This window comes from Pseudarthrobacter sp. NPDC058119, assembly GCF_042884655.1.
GTDB lineage: Bacteria > Actinomycetota > Actinomycetes > Actinomycetales > Micrococcaceae > Arthrobacter.
In genome coordinates, this window is record NZ_JBHVTN010000003.1 from 274,848 (window position 1) to 294,371 (window position 19,524).

A 19,524-nucleotide genomic window follows, 5' to 3' on the forward strand; every position below is an offset into this window, starting at 1 on the left:
GCCCGGGACTGTTCCCGGGCCGCACGCCCCTCTTGCTGCGCCCAATTGCCTGCCAGGTCTCCCCGGGTTGGCCTGGACTGCCCGCCGGACGACGGCGTGTGGCCGGGACACGCCGTCGTGCTTTCCCAAAGCCGGGGAAATTCAGCGCCGCCTGCCTTCCGGTAAGGCTATCGGCACATGCAAAAGCGCGGCCGGCGGCCCTTGTGGGGCAGCCAGCCGCGTTCTTGGCAGTCCAGGAGGATTACACGCTGACGGGCGCAGCCACCTGCAGGAGGTGGTGCGCTTCGAGCAGCTCCAGTTCGATCCAGACCTCAAAGTCCTCGTGGGCGTTGTAAAGAGTCCGGCCATGGGACGAGTCGGCCATCAGCCACAGCATGGAGGAATCCGGCATGACCTCGTCCACCACGCCGGTGCGGATGGTCCGGCCGTACCGCCGGACCTCCACGGGGATGCCCACGAGCCGGTTCCAGTCACGGTATTTGCGCAGCGACACGGCAGTTACCGGAGCACCACGGTGCGGTTGCCCTGCAGGATGACCCGGCCTTCGCAGTGCCACTTCACGGCATTGGACAGGGCCTTGCATTCGGTGTCGCGGCCGGCGGCCACCAGGTCCTCGGGGCCGTAGGTGTGGTCCACGTCCACCACCTGCTGGGAAATGATGGGTCCCTCGTCCAGCTCGGCGTTGACGTAGTGGGCGGTGGCGCCGACGGTCTTGACGCCGCGCGCGTACGCCTGGTGGTACGGCTTGGCGCCCTTGAAGCTGGGCAGGAACGAGTGGTGGATGTTGATGGCCCGGCCGTCCAGCTTGCGGGTCAGGTCGTCGCTGAGCACCTGCATGTAGCGGGCCAGCACCACCAGTTCCACGTCCAGTCCGTCCACCAGCGCCATCAGCGCGGCTTCCGCGGCGGGCTTGGTGTCGGCCGTGACCGGGATGTGGTGGAACGGGATGCCGTGCCACTCCACCAGTGCCTCGTGGTCCCGGTGGTTGGACACCACGGCAACGATTTCCACGGGCAACTCGCCGATGCGGGACCGGAACAGCAGGTCGTTGAGGCAGTGCCCGAACTTGGACACCATGATCAGTACCTTGCGCTTGGACCCGTGGCGTTCCAGTTGCCAGCGCATGCCGAACTTTTCCGCCACCGGGGCGAAGGAGGTCCGCAGCTCCTCCAGCGTGGAATCATCGCCTTCGGAGGCGAAGTGCACGCGCATGAAGAAGTGGCCTTCGGAGCGCTCACCGAACTGCTTGTTGTCGATGATGTCGCAGCCGTGTTCCAGCAGGAATCCGGACACTGCGTGCACAATGCCGGGCCCTTCCGGGCAGTCCAGGGTCAGGACGTGTTCCACGGTGGTGGGCGCCTTTGATGCGGGGAGATGGGTTTCAGTAACAGTCATGGCTCAGCACTCGATTACATTCACGGCGAGGCCTCCTCGGGAGGTTTCCTTGTACTTGGTTTTCATGTCGGCTCCGGTGTCGCGCATGGTCTTGATCGCCTTGTCCAGCGAGACCTTGTGGCTGCCGTCCCCGTGCAGGGCCAGCCGGGCCGCGTTGATCGCCTTCACGCTGGCGATCGCATTCCGCTCGATGCACGGGATCTGCACCAGGCCACCCACGGGATCGCAGGTGAGGCCCAGGTTGTGCTCGATCCCCACCTCAGCGGCGTTCTCCACCTGCGCCGGCGTTCCGCCGAGCACTTCGCAGAGCCCGGCCGCAGCCATCGAGCAGGCGGAGCCCACCTCGCCCTGGCAGCCCACTTCGGCGCCGGAGATGGAGGCGTTCAGTTTGAACAGGATTCCGACGGCGGCCGCCGCCAGCAGGAAGCGGACCACACCGTCGTCGTTAGCCCCTGGAACAAACTTCACGTAGTAGTGCAGGACAGCCGGAACGATGCCCGCGGCCCCGTTGGTGGGGGCGGTGACGATCCGGCCGCCGGCGGCGTTCTCCTCGTTCACGGCCAGCGCGAAGAGGTTAACCCATTCCATCGCGAGCAGCGGGTCGGCCGGTGCCTGGACGGGCGACGGCGACGCTGCCGCGGCTTCGGCGGTGGCGGCAGAGGCCGTCAGGGTGCGGAACAGGGCAGGCGCCCGCCGGGTGACGTTCAGGCCGCCGGGCAGGATGCCTTCGGCGTTGCAGCCGTTCTCTACGCATTCGCGCATGACGGCCCACAGCCCCAGCAACTGCTCGCGGAGTTCCGCTTCGCTGCGCCAGGTGAGTTCGTTGGCCAGCATGACCTCGGAGATGGACATGCCTTCACGGCTGCAGATCTGCAGGAGTTCATCCGCGGTGGAGAACGGGTACGGCAGCACGGTGTCATCAGGCACCACCTTGTCCGCACCCTCGGCGTCGCCGTCCACCACGAAGCCGCCGCCGATCGAGTAGAAGCTCCGCTCGCTCAGCACGGCACCCGCGTGGTCCAGGGCACGGAAGGTCATGCCGTTGGGGTGTGCGGGGAGGGACTTGCGCCGGTGGAGGACCACGTCCTCTTCCCAGTTGAAGTCCACCCGGTGAACCCCGGCGATGTGGAGTTCGGCGTCCAGCGCGGCGGCTGCCACCTGGTCGTCCGCCGTGAAGGTATCCACGGTTTCCGGATCCAGGCCCTTCAGCCCCAGGACCACCGCTTTATCCGAGCCGTGGCCGCGGCCCGTGGCGCCGAGGGAGCCGAAGAGTTCGGTCTGGACGCGGGCGGTGGCGGCCAGCTGGCCATCACCTTTCAGGCCGTCCGCGAACAGCTTTGCCGCCCGCATCGGGCCCACCGTGTGTGACGACGAGGGCCCGATGCCGACGGAAAAGAGGTCAAGGACGCTGAGCGCCATCAGGGAACCTCTGGCGAGGCGTACTCCCGCATGGCGTCCAGCAGCCACCGGCCAAGGAACTCGGCGAAGGAAGCGCGCGGGAAGATCCGGAAGGACTCCTCACCGGTCTTCCACAGGATGGCGGGGATGTTCGCGATTTCGGTGGAGAAGGCGGTGCCGGTCTTGAAGACCCGCGGGTGCAGGTCCAGCGAGTTGCCCTTTTCCAGGACGGCGCGGGCCCGGGGGCCCGTCAGTTCGAACGTGGTCCGGTTGGCGGACAGGTCCACCACCTGGCCCGCGTCGCCGCCCAGCGCTTCCCGGAGGGCGGGGATGAGGTCCCCGCCGAGGGATTCGTGCGCCTCGGTGGGTGCCACTACCAGGAACTCGGAGGGGCCAAGCCACAGCACGGAGGTGTCGCCGTTGCCGGCCACCGCGCCGGAGCCGGCGGGGAGGCCGCCGGTGACGCCGGCCAGGCGCTCCGCCGCGGCGGAGCCGGCCGGTACGCGGAGGCCCACCATGGTCAGGAAGGGCACCTCGGAGATTTCGACGGTGCCGGCCAGGGAGCCTGCCGCGAACTCGTCCGCCAACTGGCGGGCCGCGCTGACGCGGGCGGCGAGGTTCTTCTCGGCGTTGGTCTTTGCGGAGGTCGGGGATGCTGCTGTCTCAGCCATCTTTACGGGTCCCTTCAGAGTCAAAAAGCACTGTTTCTGCGACAACCACGTCCACCAGCTGGTCGCCGGCGGCTGCCACGAGCGTTTCGCCGATGCGGTTGCGTCCGTTCTTGATCAGGGCCAGGCCGAACGACCGGCCCAGCGCTGCGCTGTGGTAGCTGGAGGTGACGAACCCTTCCATCGGCACGGGACCGTAGGCGGGGTTGGTGGAGCGTCCCTTTTCCACGAGCTGGGTGCCTTCGGGCAGGCGCAAAGTACCGTCCACGGGAAGGACGCTGACCAGGTGCTTGCGGTCCTCACGCTGGGCGTCCGACCGGGTGTAGGAGCGCTTGCCGATGAAGTCCTTGGCCTTGGAGACGATCCACTCCATGCCGGCGTCCTGCGGGGTGACGGTGCCGTCGGTGTCCTGCCCGACGATCGGGTAGCCCTTTTCGGCGCGCAGCACGTGCATGGTTTCGGTGCCGTAGGGGGTGATGTTGAACTCGGCCCCGGCGGCGGCCACGGACTCCCAGGTGTTCAGCCCGTACCAGGCCGGAACATTGATCTCGTAGGCGAGCTCACCGGAGAAGGAGATCCGGCAGATCCGGGCGCGGATGCCGGAGGCGAGGGTGGTTTCGCGGAACGTCATGAACGGGAAGTTCTCCGCGTCCAGCCCGCCGTTGGTGGCCAGTTCCGGGGCCACCTTGGCAATCACTTCGCGGGACTTGGGCCCAACGACGGCGATGGTGCTCCACTGCTCGGTCACCGAGGTGCACTGTACGTCCAGCTCCGGCCACTCGGTCTGCAGCCATTCCTCCAGGTGGTCCAGCACCTTGGCTGCGCCGCCGGTGGTGGTGGTCATGAAGAAAGTGTCCTCGTCCAGGCGGAGGGTCACGCCGTCGTCGAAGATCATGCCGTCGGCGAGGCACATGACGCCGTAGCGTGCGGAGCCCGGGGCGAGCTTCTTGAAGGCGTTGGTGTAGACGCGGTTGAGGAACTCTCCCGCGTCCTTGCCGCGGATTTCGATCTTGCCCAGGGTGGTGGCGTCCATGAAGCCCACGGAGTCGCGGACGGCGGCGCATTCGCGCAGCACGGCGGCGTCCATGTCCTCCCCGGCCTGCGGGTAGTACCAGGGGCGCTTCCACTGTCCGACGTCCTCGAAGAGCGCGCCCTTGGCCACGTGCCAGGGGTGGATGGACGTGACGCGGGCGGGGTCGAACAGTTCCCCGCGCTGGCGCCCTGCCAGTGCGGCGAAGGCCACCGGGGTGAAGGGGGCGCGGTAGGTGGTGGTGCCGATGTCGCCGATTCCCCGGGAGGCTTCGCCGGCGGTGCGCAGGGCCGCAGCGATCACGCCGATGGCGTTGACGCCGGACGTCTTGCCCTGGTCGTTGGCGGTGCTGATGGAGGTGTACCGCTTGATGTGTTCCACCGAGCGCATGCCGGCTCCGGTGGAGCGGAGGACGTCCGCCACGGACTGGTCGCGCTGGAAGTCGACGAAGTGGTGGTGCCAGTCGTCCGGGGTGCCGCTCTCGCCCGGTACCAGCCACAGCTGGCGGGTGGGGGCGGAAGCCTTCGGCTCGCCAAACACGGACGGTTCGACGTCGGATTCGAAGCCTGCGGCGATAGCCGCCTTCGCGCCGGCGGAGATGCCCTCCGCGACGCAGTCTTCGGTGGCGAAGGAGCCGCGGCCGGCACCAATGGTCTGCTGGGCGGGAACCTCGGTGCTGGGCACGAAGGCTGCCAGCTCCTCGTCCCAGCGCAACTTGCCCTGGCGCTGGGAGTGCAGGTGGACCAGCGGGCTCCAGCCGCCGGACACAGCCAGCAGATCTGCTGCGATCTGTTCGACGCCGGAGGTGAGCTCGCCGTCGTCGTTGATGCTGCGGACGGTCACGCCGTCCAGGCGCCCGTCGGCGCCGGCGGAGGTGTTGGCCACGGCGCTGCCGATCAGCACCCGGATTCCGGATTCGACGGCGGCGCTGGCCACGGCGGTCAGGGCAGGGCGGGCGTCCACCACGGCGGCGACCTTGACGCCTGCGGCGGCGAGGTCGGTTGCCACGGCGTAGGCGCTGTCATTGGTGGTGCTGATGACGACGCGCTTGCCGGCGGCCACGCCGTAGCGGTTCAGGTAGCTGCGCACGGCGGAGGCGAGCATGATGCCGGGACGGTCGTTGTTTTCGAATACCAGGGGACGCTCGTGGGCGCCCGGAGCGACGACCACCTGGCTGGCACGGATGTGCCAAATCCGCTGGCGGGACACACCCGGGGCTGCGGGGCTGGTGAGATGGTCAGTGCGGTTCTGGACGGCGATGACGTAGTTGGCGTCGTAGGCGCCGAACGCGGTGGTGCGGTTCAGGACCGTGGATTCGGCGCCGGACACCAGTTCGGCTTCGACGTCGGCCACCCATTCCAGGGCGGGCTTTCCCTCGATGGTCTCGGCATGGCCGGGAGCGGTGGAACCGGAGAGCAGCGAGCCGCCGAGTTCGGGCTGGTCATCGAGCAGCATCACCCTGGCGCCGGTGCGGACAGCCTCGCGGGCCGCGGCGAGTCCGGCGGGGCCGCCGCCGATCACCAGGACGTCGGTGTGGACGTACTTCTTGTCGTATTCGGCGCGGTCGTCCTCCGGGTCCAGCTTGCCCAAGCCGTTGAGCAGGGTGGCCTGGAGTCCGTCCACCAGGGAGACGGCGGTGGCGGGAAGCATGGATTCGGCCACGTGGCCGGGGAACCGGGCTTCCACGCGGACCAGGGCGTTGGCCTCTTCCACGCCGGCGGACATGATGCCGCGGGCACGGTCCTCGTAAAGGGAGTTGCCGGCGGCGATGCGGCCGTTGGCCAGCAGTGCCGAGGCCAGGGTGTCACCGGGGTGGCCGGTGAACTCCTCGCCGTCCACGGTGAAGCGCCAGGAGATGGTGCGGTCGATGCGGCCGCCGGTAGCCAGGCGGGCGTTCTGGGAAGTCACTTGGTCGCTCCTTCCGGGGCGGTGGTGCTGAGGATGCTCGTGGTGGAGGTGCTGGGTGCGGCGGTTCCCGTGGTGGTGCTCTCGGGGCCGGTGCTGGCAGTCCCTGTTTCGGGTGCGCCGTCCGGGGAGCGGTCAGGCCGCTTCGACCCCATCGGGTAGACAGCCTTGATGTCGTAGCTCACGGTGTCGCGGAGCATGTTGAACCACTGGCGGCAGCCGGTGCTGTGGACCCAGCGTTCGGCGAAGATGCCTTTGGGGTTCTCCCGGTAGAAGAGGTAGCGGGACCACTCAGTGTCGGTCAGCTCGTTGGGGTTCTCGGGGTAGGCGACGTGGGCCTGTCCCCCGTAGTGGAATTCGGTTTCGTCCCGCGGGCCGCAGTTGGGGCATGGGATCAGCAGCATGTGCGTTAGTCCTTTTCTGGTGGCGGCGGCTAGTGGGCCACGGCGGCGGCGCCGTGTTCGTCGATGAGGGCGCCGGTTTCGAAGCGTTCCAGCGAGAACGGCTTGTTCAGCTGGTGCGGGGCGCCGGTGGCGATGGTGTGGGCGAAGGTCATGCCGGCGGCGGGCGTGCCCTTGAAGCCGCCGGTTCCCCAGCCGCAGTTCACGAACATGTTCTCCACCGGGGTGGTGCCGACGATCGGCGAGGCGTCCAGCGTGGTGTCCACGATGCCGCCCCAGGTCCGGAGCACGTGGGCCCGGGCGAAGATGGGGAAGAGTTCGACGGCGGCGGCCATCTGCTGCTCGATCACGTGGAAGGAGCCGCGCTGGCCGTAGCCGTTGTAGGAGTCGACGCCGGCGCCCATGACCAGTTCACCCTTGTGCGCCTGGGAAACGTAGACGTGCACGTGGTTGGACATGACCACCGTGGGGTGGACGGGCTCGTGCAGTTCGGACACCAGGGCCTGCAGCGGGTGGGACTGGATGGGGAGCTGGAAGCCCGCCATTTCGGCCAGGACCGAGCTGTGGCCGGCGGCGCAAAGACCCACCTTTTCGGTGTTGATGGTGCCGCGGTTGGTCTTGACGCCCACCACACGGTCGCCGTCCTTGAGGAAGCCGGTCACCTCGCAGTTCTGGATGATGTCCACGCCCATTTCGTCGCACTTGCGGGCGAACGCCCAGGCCACGTGGTCGTGCTTGGCGATGCCGGCGCGGGGCTGGTAGGTGGCGCCCATGACCGGGTAGCGGATGTTGTCGCGGATGTTCAGGATGGGGCAGAGTTCCTTGACCTGCTGCGGGTCCAGCCACTCGGCGTCCACGCCGTTGAGCTTGTTGGCGCCCACCCGGCGCATGCTTTCGCGCACGTCGCCCAGGGTGTGGGCCAGGTTCATCACACCGCGCTGGCTGAAGAGGAAGTCGTACTCGAGCTCCTCGGGCAGGATTTCCCACAGCTTGAGGGCCTGCTCGTAGATCGCCGCACTCTCGTCCCAGAGGTAGTTGGAGCGGATGATGGTGGTGTTCCGGGCCATGTTGCCGCCGGCCAGCCAGCCCTTTTCCAGGACGGCGATGTTGGTCATGCCATGGTTTTTGGCCAGGAAGTAGGCGGTGGCCAGCCCGTGGCCGCCGCCGCCGACGATCACGGCGTCGTAGGAGGACTTGGGTTCCGGGTTCCGCCAGAGGAAGTCCGGGTGTTCGGGGAGGTGGGGGGCGCTCACTGGGCTGCTCCAATCAGTTCTGCTTCTGCACCGGCCAGGCTGGCATCGGCGGAGAGGTGCGGGTAGAGGGGGAACTTTTCGGCCAGGGTGGTCACGCGGGCGCGGAGTTCGACGGCGGTGTCCCCGGGCAGGGTGCCCGTGCCGGCGGAGGCGATCAGTGCCGTGGCGATGATGTCTGCAACCTCGGTGAACTCGGCGGCGCCGAAGCCGCGGGCGGCCAGCGCGGGGGTGCCGATCCGGAGGCCGGAGGAGACCATCGGGGGACGGGGGTCGAACGGGACGGCGTTGCGGTTGACGGTGATGCCGATGCGGTGGAGGGCGTCCTCACCCTGCTGGCCATCCAGTTCGGAGTTGCGGAGGTCCACCAGGACCAGGTGGACGTCGGTACCGCCGTTGACCACCGAAATGCCCGCGGCTGCGACGTCTTCCTGGAGGAGGCGTTCGGCCAGCAGCTTGGCGCCTTCCAGCACGCGCTCCTGCCGCTCCTTGAACTCGGGGGCGGCTGCGAGCTTGAAGGCCACGGCCTTGGCGGCGACAACGTGCTCCAGCGGGCCACCCTGCTGGCCCGGGAAGACGGCGGAGTTGATCTTCTTGGCGTATTCCTCCTTGGCCAGGATGACGCCGCCGCGGGGGCCGCCCAGGGTCTTGTGGGTGGTGGTGGTGACCACGTCCGCGTACGGGACGGGGTTGGGGTGCAGGCCGGCTGCCACCAGGCCGGCGAAGTGCGCCATGTCCACCATCAGGTAGGCGCCCACGAGGTCCGCGATGCGGCGGAACTCGGCGAAGTCCAGCTGGCGGGAGTAGGCGGACCAGCCGGCCACGATCAGCTTGGGCTTGTGTTCGAGGGCAAGGGCTTCCACCTCGGCCATATCGATCCGGAGGTCCTCTTCGCGGACGTGGTAGGGCACCACGTTGTAGAGCTTGCCGGAGAAGTTGATCTTCATGCCGTGGGTCAGGTGGCCGCCGTGGGCCAGCGACAGTCCCAGGATGGTGTCGCCCGGGTTCAGCAGGGCGAACATGGCGGCGGCGTTGGCCTGCGCGCCGGAGTGCGGCTGCACGTTGGCAAACTCGGCACCGAACAGGGCCTTCACGCGGTCGATGGCCAGCCGCTCGATGACGTCCACGTGCTCGCAGCCGCCGTAGTAGCGCTTGCCCGGGTATCCCTCGGCGTACTTGTTGGTGAGCACCGAGCCCTGGGCTTCCATCACGGCGGTCGGAGCGAAGTTCTCCGACGCAATCATTTCCAGGGTGGACTGCTGGCGGTGCAGTTCCTGCGCCACAGCGGCGGCGACGTCGGCGTCGACCGTGGCGAGCGAGGCGTTGAGTACGTCCTGCATTGTTCTCCTTATGTGCCCTTCGGAGTTACTGACCTCTAACTGATCTGTAACTGATATATTAGAACTGTCGTAATAGTATGTTCCAGATCACTTGGACGTCAATAGCACTCCTGGGAAGGCTCGAAATGAGCGTCATATTAGAGAACCACCTGGCCGGCGACGGGGACCTCTCGCTTTCCGAACAGGCCTACCGGCACCTCCGCGACCGGCTCATCATGCTGGACATCCGGCCCGGCGAGGCGATCAACGACGGGAAGCTGGCCGCCGAACTGGGGATCGGCCGCACGCCGGTCAGGGAAGCACTCAAGCGCCTGGAGAGTGACCACCTTGTGGTGTCCTATCCCCGCCGCGGCACGTTCGCCACCATCGTGGACATCACCGAACTCGCCGATGTCTCCGAGCTCCGCGAGTCCCTGGAGCCGCTGGCAGCACGCCGCGCCGCCAAGCTGGCAACGCCGGCGCTTCGGGCGGAAATCCGGGAGACCGCGGAAGCGATTTCCACCATGGGTGACGACTATGACCCCTATGACCTCATGCGGTACGACATCAAGGTCCACCGCCTGATCTACCGGGCCGCGGCCAACGCACACCTTGAGGACGTCCTGATCCGCTACGACAACCTGGCCACGCGCATCTGGTGCATGGTGCTGGAAAAGGTACCGTCCGTCGCGTCCCACATCGCCGAGCACGTTGAGCTGCTCGAAGCAGTGGCCGACGGCGATGCGGACCGGGCCGGCAAGCTCGCCCTGGAGCACGTCACCAGTTTCGAGCAGGCCATCCGGAACGTGCTCTAGGCTGCTGCGCCAAAAGGGAGATTATTCGGCAACCATTGGAGTGCGGAATGGCCCGCGTGCGGTTTCCTTAGGCAGTGCGTTCAACCGGCAGGACGTAGCTTTTGACGTCTCCCACGTGCTGTATCTCGGGACGGGGCAGGCCGGCAGAGGCCACCAACTCCTGAAATGCCCGGCTGCCGCTGAACCTGTCGAAGATTTCCCGGTCCGGGCAGGTGTCCAGGACGGCAATGCCGTCTTTTGTCTGCACACACAGGTGCAGGTCGAGCTGGCCCTGGGGCAGGAGCGCCAGCAAGCGGTCGTGGCCGGCAAGAAGCTCGGCCGGGTCCCCGCGGAAGCTGTACATTCCCAAATACATTGCGCGTCTCCTTCACCTGGATTCGCTGCTGGATGGTTGCGGCGCGGATTCACTGAGCATCACCGCCGGGCGCCGCCCGGCCCAGGGACTGGCCTGCTCCAGCTGGGCTGCCAGCCGGAAGAGGGTGCCCTCGGCACCAAACGATGCCAGGAAGGACATACCGATGGGAAGCCCGGCAGAATCCACGGCCAACGGAACGGACATGGCCGGGTTGCCCGTAATGTTGGCGTACTCGCCGTCAAACATCAGGAAGCGGCCAGCCTCCCGTTCTCCGCGAAGGGGATCGTCCGCGGGCCCCGTCAGTGTGCCCAGCGGCAACGGCGGCCAGCCGACCGTCGGGGTCAGCCACAAGTCGTAACCTTCAAAGAACCCGGCAATCCGGCGGCTGAATCGCTGCAGTTCCTCGACTCCCTGAAGGTAATCTGCCGCGCTGACCTTCCGCCCGCGTTCGAACAGGACCTCGGTGTACGGCTCGATTTCCCCAGGTTCCGGCCCACGGTTCAGCCGCCGCCTCCAGTACCCCTCGATCCATCCCGCCGCTGCTCCGTAGACAGCGCGGATGGCGCGGTGTCCGGCACGGTCCAGCGGTTCGGGGTGAGCTTCTGTTACCTCGTGGCCCAGGCTTGCGAGCAAGTCCACCGTTGCATCGAACGCCCGCCGGTAGTCAGGATGGACCTGTTGGCGTCCGTTGGGTGCCGCCGTGGCTGCGATCCTCAGCCGGCCCGGGGCAGTCGCGGCTTCGGCCGTGTACGGTCGCAGCTGAGTCGGAGCGCAATAGGGGTCGCCGGCTGAAGGACCGGCGACGGCGTCGAGCAACGCCGCCGCATCGCGCACCGTACGGGTCAGCGCAAATTCGGCCGCGAGGCCACCTGCCACGTCCCCGTACTCAGGGCCCAGCGGCACCCTGCCCCGGGTCGGTTTGAGACCGAACAGCCCGCACCATGCTGCCGGGTAGCGCAACGACCCGCCCAGGTCGTTGCCGTGGGCCATTGGGACTATCCCGGCGGCAACTGCGGCCGCCGACCCTCCGCTGGATCCGCTGGTTGAAAGGGCCAAGTCCCAGGGGTTGCGTGTTGCACCGTGCAACAGTGGTTCGCAGTGCGGGCTCAAGCCAAACTCGCAGGTATTGGTCTTACCCGTGACAGCCAACCCGGCCCGGCGAAACCGCTGGGCGAGTTCCTGATCGCTGCGCGAGACATTCCCGGCAAGCCACCGCGAGCCCTCGGAGAAGGGTGTCCCGGCAATTTCCAGGGCAAGGTCCTTGACCATGAAGGGCACCCCCGGGAAAGGGGCTTCGACAGAGCTCTGCTCCCCTGTCAGCGCATTGCCGAGCGGCGGGACTTCCAGTTCAGTGACCACGGCGTTAAGGAGGGGGTTGAGGATCCTGATGCGCTCCCGGGCCTCTGCAAGGAGTTCGGCGGCAGTGACCTGTCCGGAGCGGACCAAATCGGCCTGCCCGGTTGCGTCCATCCAACGGAGTTGTTCATCCACTGCAACCTCCCGGTACGGGATCACTGCGGTCGCTGTCTGCGACAGTCTACGCCCGGACGCCGGGCGATGACAGGCCCGCACGCCCCCTTCCACGTCACACCGGCTCCACCTCGGTGTGACGTGGAATACTTCCGTACAGGGCCGCCAAATGTACCGGCGGGAAGTTCGGAAGGGACAGACGGTCATGCAGGAACACGTCAACGAGGACGAAGAAGCCCGGCGGCATGTCCTTGCGGCACTGTCGGCGGGACGGGAGCAAGGACTGCGACCGGGCCCGGACTTCGACCGCCGCTTCGACCAGCACTTCCCCACCCTCCGCAGCCTCTTCCACTCCCTGTACGGCGACCGCAATGACTGGATGGACCAGCTGTCCGCGCTGGTGGTCCAGAGCGCCCGGTCCTGGCAGGAACGCTCGCCGGAACTGAAGGCCCTGGACGCCGGCCGCGAACAAGAGCCGGACTGGTTCCAGTCCAACCGGATGCTCGGCGGCGTCTGCTACGTGGACCGGTACGCCGAAAGCCTGGAAGGGGTCCGTGCCCGCATCCCGTACTTCAAGGAACTGGGCCTGACCTACCTCCACCTCATGCCGTTGTTCCTGGCGCCGGAACCGCACTCGGATGGCGGGTATGCGGTCTCGAGCTACCGTGAGGTCAACCCCAAGCTGGGCGCCATGGAGCAACTGCGGTCCCTGGCCGCCGAGCTCAAGGCCAACGGAATCAGCCTGGTGGTGGACTTTATCTTCAACCACACCTCGGACGAGCACGAGTGGGCCCGCAAGGCAGCCGCCGGCGATCCGGAATACAGCGGCTACTACTGGATCTTCCCGGACCGGACCATTCCGGACGCTTTCGAAGCGAACGTCCGCGAGATCTTCCCCGAGAACCACCCGGGCTCCTTTATACGGATGGACGACGGCCGGTGGGTGTGGGCCACGTTCCACACGTACCAATGGGACCTGAACTACTCCAACCCCGAGGTTTTCCGGGCCATGGCGGCCGAAATGCTGTTCCTGGCCAACCAGGGCGTGGACATCCTGCGCATGGATGCGGTGGCGTTCATCTGGAAGCAACTGGGAACGCCCTGCGAGAACCTCCCCCAGGCGCACACGCTGCTGCGGGCCTTCAACGCGGTATGCCGGCTGGCCGCGCCGTCGCTGCTGTTCAAGTCCGAGGCCATCGTGCACCCGGACGAGGTGGCGCTCTACATCGACCGCAAGGAATGCCAGCTCTCCTACAACCCCCTGCAGATGGCGCTCATCTGGGAAGCCCTGGCCACCCGGGATGTCTCGCTCCTGGCTCAGGCTCTCCACCGTCGGCACAACATCCCGGACGGCACGGCGTGGGTGAACTACGTCCGCAGCCATGACGACATCGGCTGGACCTTCGCGGACGAGGACGCGGCCGAGCTGGGCATCAACGGCTTCGACCACCGGCGCTTCCTGAACTCCTTCTACGTCAACCGCTTTCCCGGCAGCTTCGCCCGCGGCGTCCCGTTCCAGGACAACCCGAAGACCGGCGACTGCCGGATTTCAGGCACGACGGCGTCCCTGTGCGGCATGGAGGTTGACCCGGCCGAGGCGGTGGAACGGATCCTCCTGGCCCACTCGGTCCCCTTCAGCACCGGCGGTGTCCCGCTGCTGTACCTGGGGGACGAAGTGGGGCAAGTCAACGACTACGACTACGCGTCCGAGCCGGGCCACGGGGCGGACAGCCGCTGGGTGCACCGGCCGCATTTCCCCGCGGAACAGTACGCCCGCAGGACAGACCCGTCCACGCCGGAAGGAGCAGTGTATGCCGGGCTGAAGCGGATGATTGAGGTCCGGGCCGGCACCCCCGAGCTGGGAGGGACCACGCTGATCGACTTCGGCACCAACAATCGCGCGGTGCTCGGGTACCAGCGGCCGGGCGGCCCTGGCGGCGGCCCCACCATCCTGGCCCTGGCCAACTTCAGCGACTCCGCCCAGACCCTCCCGGCGGAAACGTTCGGCGGGTTCTCCCCCGCCGCCGTCGACCTTCTCTCCGAAGCAGCCCTGCACATGGACGACGGCGTTACGCTCCTTCCCCGGCAATACCTCTGGCTGCGCGTCACGCCGCGGTAACCCCGGGACCAGTAATTGGGAGCTGGCGGCGCGCCGTGAAACCATACGGATCATGGCCTCCAAAATTGCGTACCAGGGTGAGCCCGGCGCCAACTCCAACATCGCGTGTCAGCAAATGTTCCCGGACATGGAAAGCGTGCCGTGCGCGAGCTTTGAGGACGCCTTTGAGCTGGTGGCCGGCGGCGAGGCGGAGCTGGCCATGATCCCGATCGAAAACTCCATCGCCGGCCGGGTGGCGGACATCCACATCCTGCTGCCGCAGTCCAGCCTGCAGATAGTGGGCGAATACTTCCTGCCCATCCACTTCGACCTGCTGGGCATCCCGGGCAGCACCATTGAAGGGGCCACCGAGGTCCACAGCCACATCCACGCACTGGGCCAGTGCCGGAAACTGATCCGCGACCACGGCCTCAAGCCGGTCATCGCCGGTGACACTGCTGGGTCCGCCAGGGAGGTGGCGGAGTGGAACGATCCCCGCAAGCTCTCCCTCGCCCCGCCTCTGGCCGCCCAGATCTACGGCTTGGAGGTCCTGGCCTCCCGGGTGGAGGACGATCCCTCCAACACCACCCGCTTCGTGGTCCTGGCCCGTGAAAAGGCACTCCCGGCCAAGGACGAACTTCCCGGTCCGGCCGTCACCAGCTTTGTGTTCCGCGTGCGCAACGTCCCATCCGCCCTGTACAAGGCCTTGGGTGGTTTCGCTACCAACGGCGTCAACATGACACGGCTGGAAAGCTACATGGTGGGCAACGAATTCGCCGCGACCATGTTCATGGCCGACGTCGAAGGCCACCCCGAGGACCTGCCGCTGAAGCTGGCCCTCGAGGAACTGGACTTCTTCACCACCGAGGTGCGGATCCTCGGCGTGTACCCGGCGGCCGACTACCGGGCCGCGGCAGCCACCGCCTGACCCAGGGCTCCCCGCCACAGCGCGCGGGGGTGTTACTCCCCGCGCGCTGTGGCGTCGGATTCCACCACTGCCATGCTTCCCGTGGACATTGGCGGGGTGAGCACAGACGCGTAGTCGTGCTGGGTTGAGTACGTGAGGAAGCCCAGGTGCGCTTCGTACCGGTCCAGGACGTCGTCGATCACTTGCTGGTGGGACAGTCCCATCAAGTCGTAGCCTTCGGAACCGGTCTGGGCGAAAACCTCCACCCGATAGTAGATATCGGTCTGCCTGGACATGCGGCCGCCAAACATCGGCACCGGCGCTTCCACGGCCTGGACCTGGTAATGGAAGTCCCGGTGCCCCGGGATGCTGACTACCAGGGCGTGGCTGGAAATACCCGTGTGCGGATTTGGCAGCAGGTCCAGGGTGGCGTGATACCCCTGCTTGGTGAACTCCTTCAGCACATCGGCGAGCGCCGGCTGCACCGTCTCCTCCATGAACAGGGCCACCTGCTTCTTCGACGGGTAGGCCCGCATGCCCGCAAGCCGCTGCCGCCAGGTTCGGTCCGGCACCTGGCCGCCGTGGGCCGCCGTCGACTGCCGCCGGAGGACCTGCCCTTCCCGTTCGGCCCGCTCCATCCGGAGCGCCTTGGAGAACGAGGCCATCACGAGCCAGGCGATGACGGTTACCGGAAGGGCGAAGATCAGGGTTGCGTACTCCATGGTGGTGACGCCCCCTGCCACCAGCATGGCAATGGTCAGCAGCGCCGTCAGGACAGCCCAGAAAATCCGCAGCCACTTGGCGCCGTCCTGTGCCGGGTCCGGAATGGTGGACGAGAAATTGGACATGACCATGGCGCCGGAATTGGCACTGGTGAGGTAGAACAGCATGCCGGACAGCGTGCCGAGCCCGATCAGGAAGCTCGCTCCCGGGAACATGTTCAGGAGGGCGTACCAGCCCTCCTCCGGGCTGGCCATGGCGAGCCTGGCAAACTCCGAGTTGCCGCCCAGGACCTCATGCATGGCGCTGTTCCCGAAGATGCTCACGATCAGGAAGTCGCAGAGTACCGGTGCGGTGATGGCGGCGATCACGAATTCCCGGAGGGTCCGGCCGCGGGAGATGCGGGCCAGGAACAGCCCCACAAACGGGCCCCATGCCAGCCAAAAGGCCCAGAAGAAGAGCGTCCAGCTGGCCATCCATTGCGAGCCCCCGTCCTCATAGGCGAAGGTCTGCAGGGTGCGGTCGGGCAGGGTGAAGAGGAACCTGCCGATGTTTTCCACCATGGAGTTGAGCAGGAAGGACGTCTTGCCCGTCACCAGGATGTACAGCAGCATGGCCGCGGCGCTCCAGATGTTCAGTTCGGAGATCCAGCGGATGCCTTTGTCCACCCCTGAGGTGCAGGCCGCCGCGGTGAGGACGACGGCGACAACCACCAGGGCGATCTGCAGCGCCAGGCCCTCCGGCAGACCGAACAGAATGGAAAAGCCGACGTTGAGCAGGACAACGCCGATGCCCATGGACGTGGCCACGCCGAAGACGGTGCCTACCAGGGTGACGATATCGATGGTGTCGCCCACTCCCCCGCGGACGCGCTTGCCCAGGAGCGGATACAGGACTGCGCGGATGGAGAGCGGCATGCCCCAGCGGTAGGCGAAATACCCCATGGCCATGCCCAGGAGCGAATACATTGCCCAGCCGGCGATGCCGTAGTGGAACATGGTCCACACCACGGCGTCCTGGGCTGCGGCAGCGGTTTGGCCTTCGCCTGCCGGGGGTTTCATGTACTGGGTGATGGGGCCCGTGACGGAGTAGAAGAGCATGTCGATGCCCACTCCGGCCGCGAACAGCATGGCCACCCACGTGAAGAGTTTGTACTGGGGCCTGGAATGGTCCGGTCCCAGCCGGACCTTCCCCTCCTTGGACAGCGCCACCCACAGCACGAATCCGATCACCACCGTGACGGTGAGGACATAGAACCAGCCCACATTGGTCGCGATCCAGGCCACCACCGATTTCATGGCGGATTGGGCGTTCGACGGCGCGAGCATGGCCCAGGCCGAGAACGCCAAAATGATGACCGATGAAATGATGAACACCCGCCAGTTGACCCTGGGCTTGGGTTGTTCGACGAGCTCGCCGGGGGCCCTGCTTAGCTCGCGGCTGGAAACGGGTGCGCGGTTCTCCCCGTCAGGGGCAGGGCGCCGCCGTTCGGTCCCGCCCAGCTGGCTGCGTTGAACAATCGCCGTCGGCTGCTGGTCCCCTGGGTGGCGTGCGTCTTCTTCGGCCAATGAAGTCCTCCTCCGATCGGCAGCGGGCCGGCCGGGCACCCGTGGCGGGTGGCCGCAGGAGACCCCGGTCCGGGAAAGGAGGGAGGCCGTGCACAGAAGGGCACTCGCCGTGCGGGCTGCATGCCAATGGTAGTACACGGCCTCCGGGCCGGGCCGGGCCGGGCGGAGTGGGACCGGGGAGGGCGGCACCTACACCTTTTGGGCCTGCCGGGTATTCAGCAGGGGTGAGAAAAACGCACTGAGTTCCGCGGTTGCCGTCAGCGGCAGGACATTGGCCACGTACTGGTCCGGGCGGACCACCACCACAACGCCGCTGCGGTCCAGGCCGCGGAGGTCGAAGATGTCCGCCTTCGGGTCCGTGGCGTACACCTTCTCGTAGTCGGTCAGCTTGAAGGGGCCCACCAGCGGCTTGAAGACGGCGGGCACGGCATTGATGTCGACGGCGGTGTGCGGCTGCTGGTAGATGACCTTCAGGTCGAACCACGCGTCCGGGTCGGCGCCGTTGGGGGTGGCGGCCAGCGGGGACTCCGGCGAGTTGCCAAACCAGTCGGCGAGCTTGTCCGTGGCCGAATTGGTGCCAGGCAGGGCGGGGTCGGCGAAGACGTAGATCCGCCAGCGCCCGTCGGCGGTGGCGTGGTGGCCCAGGTGGAGCGGGTTGGTGTCCCCCACGCGGACCACGGGCGCGGATTTGAAGCGCTTGCCCACGGGGAATCCGGCGGCCAGGTCCTGGTGGTCGGTGCCGCCAACAATCAGGGACGGCGTGTACTGCGTCATGAACCCGGCAGGGAATTCCGCGGTCTGTACGTAGAAGTCCTCAAGGTCGGAGGGGTGCTCGAACTCCTCCGGCTTCTTGGCCATCATCGTTGACCATTCCTTGTCGAAGTCGATGAGGTTCTTGGCCACCACCTGGCGTTCCTCCGAGTAAGTGGAGAGCAGGCTTTCCGGGCTGCGGCCCTCGAGGACGTGCCCCAGCTTCCAGGCGATGTTGAAGCCGTCCTGCATGGACACGTTCATGCCCTGGCCCGCCTTGGCACTGTGCGTGTGGCAGGCGTCGCCGGTGATGAACACCCGCGGGGTGCGCGTGCCGCGCTCGTCCGGCAGGACGTCGTCGAACCTGTCCGTAAGCCGGTGGCCCACCTCGTACACGCTGTGCCATGCGACGTTCCGGACATCCAGTGTGTAGGGGTGGAGGATCGCGTTGGCCTTGGCGATGATCTGCTCGATGGTGGTCTCGCGGACCGAGTGCTGGCTGGCGGGGTCCACCTCGCCCAGGTCCACGTACATGCGGAACAGGTGGCCGCCCTCACGCGGGATCAGCAGGATGCTGCCTTCGGCACCCTGGATGGCGCACTTGGTCCTGATGTCCGGGAAGTCGGTGACGGCCAGCACGTCCATGACACCCCAGGCATGGTTGGCCTGGTCGCCGGCAAGGGTGCAGCCGATGGCCTGGCGCACTTTGCTCCGCGCCCCGTCTGCCCCCACGACGTACTTCGCACGAACAACCCGTTCCTGGCCTTCGTTGGGTCCGGCGGTGCGCCGCAGCGTCACCGTCACCGGGTAATCCCCCTGCCCTGCCACCGTGAGGCCCTGGAAGTCGTAGCCGTAGTCGGGCTTCATCCGGGTGGGAGCGTTGGCCATGTACTCCGCGAAGTAGTCGAGGACGCGGGCCTGGTTGACGATGAGATGAGGGAATTCGCTGATGCCCATTTCGTCGTCAACCGCACGGGCGGTGCGGATGATGTTGGCGTGGTTGGCGGGATCCGGCTTCCAGAAGGCCATTTCGGTGATGCGGTACGCCTCGGCGATGATCCGCTCAGCGAAGCCGAAGGCCTGGAAGGTCTCCACGCTGCGCGCCTGGATGCCGTCGGCCTGCCCGATGGCGAGCCGGCCGGGTCGCCGCTCGACGATGCGGGTGGTCACGTTGGGGAACATGGACAGCTGGGCAGCGGCGAGCATGCCGGCAGGGCCGGTGCCCACGATAAGGACGTCCACTTCGTCGGGAAGTTCCTCGGGGCGATTACGGCCGACGCCGGCTGCCGGCTGGATTCGCGGGTCACCGGATACGTATCCGTGGTGGTGGAACTGCACGGGCTTTTCCTCACTTCGTTGTGGATGACTGTCGCTCTGAACGTGTTCTATATGAGAACACAAGGTTCGATAATCGAAAATTAAGCTTGGCTTCAACTGTACGCTCGATGTGATCCGGGCGACAAGTGCCATCGGTC

At 66.8% G+C, this 19,524-nt stretch carries 15 protein-coding genes; 3 read left to right on the forward strand and 12 right to left on the reverse strand.

From position 1 onward, the window contains the following. Positions 1–241: 241 nt before the first annotated feature. Genes ACFVTD_RS09210 through glyA form a run of 8 tightly spaced genes read right to left on the reverse strand, consistent with a single transcriptional unit; the run spans position 242 to position 9,387 of the window. Complete coding sequence (locus tag ACFVTD_RS09210; RefSeq protein WP_387561289.1) at positions 242–493, reverse strand: hypothetical protein; 252 nt, start codon at positions 491–493, stop codon at positions 242–244. Between the two features lie 5 nt (positions 494–498). Next, on the reverse strand, positions 499–1,395 hold the full coding sequence (gene purU / locus ACFVTD_RS09215) for a formyltetrahydrofolate deformylase (RefSeq protein ID WP_387561292.1): 897 nt from the start codon (positions 1,393–1,395) through the stop codon (positions 499–501). A gap of 3 nt (positions 1,396–1,398) precedes the next feature. Beyond that, positions 1,399–2,814 (reverse strand): L-serine ammonia-lyase, encoded by a 1,416-nt coding sequence (locus ACFVTD_RS09220; RefSeq protein WP_387561295.1) that lies wholly within the window; start codon positions 2,812–2,814, stop codon positions 1,399–1,401. After that, complete coding sequence (locus ACFVTD_RS09225) at positions 2,814–3,464, reverse strand: sarcosine oxidase subunit gamma (RefSeq protein WP_387561298.1); 651 nt, start codon at positions 3,462–3,464, stop codon at positions 2,814–2,816. The genes ACFVTD_RS09220 and ACFVTD_RS09225 overlap by 1 nt, the downstream gene beginning before the upstream one ends. After that, a complete protein-coding gene (locus tag ACFVTD_RS09230; RefSeq protein ID WP_387561301.1) occupies positions 3,457–6,399 on the reverse strand; it encodes a sarcosine oxidase subunit alpha family protein in 2,943 nt (980 codons plus the stop codon). Before ACFVTD_RS09230 ends, ACFVTD_RS09225 begins: the two co-directional genes overlap by 8 nt. Beyond that, positions 6,396–6,800 carry a sarcosine oxidase subunit delta gene (locus ACFVTD_RS09235; RefSeq protein ID WP_286399868.1) on the reverse strand — a complete coding sequence of 135 codons (405 nt, stop codon included), beginning with the start codon at positions 6,798–6,800 and terminating at the stop codon, positions 6,396–6,398. Before ACFVTD_RS09235 ends, ACFVTD_RS09230 begins: the two co-directional genes overlap by 4 nt. Positions 6,801–6,829: 29 nt before the next feature. Next, positions 6,830–8,050, reverse strand: a complete 1,221-nt coding sequence (locus tag ACFVTD_RS09240) for a sarcosine oxidase subunit beta family protein (protein WP_387561305.1) — start codon at positions 8,048–8,050, stop codon at positions 6,830–6,832. Further along, positions 8,047–9,387, reverse strand: a complete 1,341-nt coding sequence (gene glyA, locus ACFVTD_RS09245; protein ID WP_387561308.1) for a serine hydroxymethyltransferase — start codon at positions 9,385–9,387, stop codon at positions 8,047–8,049. The genes ACFVTD_RS09240 and glyA overlap by 4 nt, the downstream gene beginning before the upstream one ends. A 125-nt stretch (positions 9,388–9,512) precedes the next feature. On the opposite strand from glyA, the gene ACFVTD_RS09250 reads away from it, so the two are divergent. Further along, a complete protein-coding gene (locus ACFVTD_RS09250; protein ID WP_387561311.1) occupies positions 9,513–10,181 on the forward strand; it encodes a GntR family transcriptional regulator in 669 nt (222 codons plus the stop codon). A gap of 67 nt (positions 10,182–10,248) precedes the next feature. On the opposite strand, the gene ACFVTD_RS09255 is transcribed toward ACFVTD_RS09250, so the two are convergent. Continuing rightward, entirely contained in the window at positions 10,249–10,536 is a 288-nt protein-coding gene (locus ACFVTD_RS09255) for a hypothetical protein (RefSeq protein ID WP_387561314.1), read from the reverse strand. A gap of 12 nt (positions 10,537–10,548) precedes the next feature. After that, complete coding sequence (locus ACFVTD_RS09260) at positions 10,549–12,006, reverse strand: amidase (protein WP_387561316.1); 1,458 nt, start codon at positions 12,004–12,006, stop codon at positions 10,549–10,551. 205 nt (positions 12,007–12,211) lie between these two features. Here ACFVTD_RS09260 and ACFVTD_RS09265 point away from each other — a divergent pair, with 205 nt between their 5' ends. Next, a complete protein-coding gene (locus tag ACFVTD_RS09265; protein ID WP_387561319.1) occupies positions 12,212–14,125 on the forward strand; it encodes an amylosucrase in 1,914 nt (637 codons plus the stop codon). Between the two features lie 52 nt (positions 14,126–14,177). Next, on the forward strand, positions 14,178–15,032 hold the full coding sequence (locus tag ACFVTD_RS09270; RefSeq protein ID WP_387561322.1) for a prephenate dehydratase: 855 nt from the start codon (positions 14,178–14,180) through the stop codon (positions 15,030–15,032). Between the two features lie 32 nt (positions 15,033–15,064). Here ACFVTD_RS09270 and betT read toward each other — a convergent pair whose 3' ends face one another. Continuing rightward, positions 15,065–17,299: a choline BCCT transporter BetT gene (betT, locus tag ACFVTD_RS09275; RefSeq protein ID WP_387561325.1), complete on the reverse strand. Its 2,235-nt coding sequence runs from the start codon at positions 17,297–17,299 to the stop codon at positions 15,065–15,067. 189 nt (positions 17,300–17,488) lie between these two features. Then, a complete protein-coding gene (locus ACFVTD_RS09280; RefSeq protein ID WP_387561328.1) occupies positions 17,489–19,387 on the reverse strand; it encodes an FAD-binding monooxygenase in 1,899 nt (632 codons plus the stop codon). Between the last annotated feature and the right edge of the window lie 137 nt (positions 19,388–19,524).

Excerpts from the sequence above, each read along its gene's own strand:
- ACFVTD_RS09255 (WP_387561314.1), bottom strand. The coding sequence starts at position 10,536 with ATGTATTTGGGAATGTACAGCTTCCGCGGGGACCCGGCCGAGCTTCTT.
- ACFVTD_RS09270 (WP_387561322.1), top strand. The coding sequence starts at position 14,178 with ATGGCCTCCAAAATTGCGTACCAGGGTGAGCCCGGCGCCAACTCCAAC.
- ACFVTD_RS09250 (WP_387561311.1), top strand. The coding sequence starts at position 9,513 with ATGAGCGTCATATTAGAGAACCACCTGGCCGGCGACGGGGACCTCTCG.
- ACFVTD_RS09260 (WP_387561316.1), bottom strand. The coding sequence starts at position 12,006 with ATGGACGCAACCGGGCAGGCCGATTTGGTCCGCTCCGGACAGGTCACT.
- glyA (WP_387561308.1), bottom strand. The coding sequence starts at position 9,387 with ATGCAGGACGTACTCAACGCCTCGCTCGCCACGGTCGACGCCGACGTC.
- purU (WP_387561292.1), bottom strand. The coding sequence starts at position 1,395 with ATGACTGTTACTGAAACCCATCTCCCCGCATCAAAGGCGCCCACCACC.
- ACFVTD_RS09225 (WP_387561298.1), bottom strand. The coding sequence starts at position 3,464 with ATGGCTGAGACAGCAGCATCCCCGACCTCCGCAAAGACCAACGCCGAG.
- ACFVTD_RS09265 (WP_387561319.1), top strand. The coding sequence starts at position 12,212 with ATGCAGGAACACGTCAACGAGGACGAAGAAGCCCGGCGGCATGTCCTT.
- ACFVTD_RS09220 (WP_387561295.1), bottom strand. The coding sequence starts at position 2,814 with ATGGCGCTCAGCGTCCTTGACCTCTTTTCCGTCGGCATCGGGCCCTCG.
- ACFVTD_RS09235 (WP_286399868.1), bottom strand. The coding sequence starts at position 6,800 with ATGCTGCTGATCCCATGCCCCAACTGCGGCCCGCGGGACGAAACCGAA.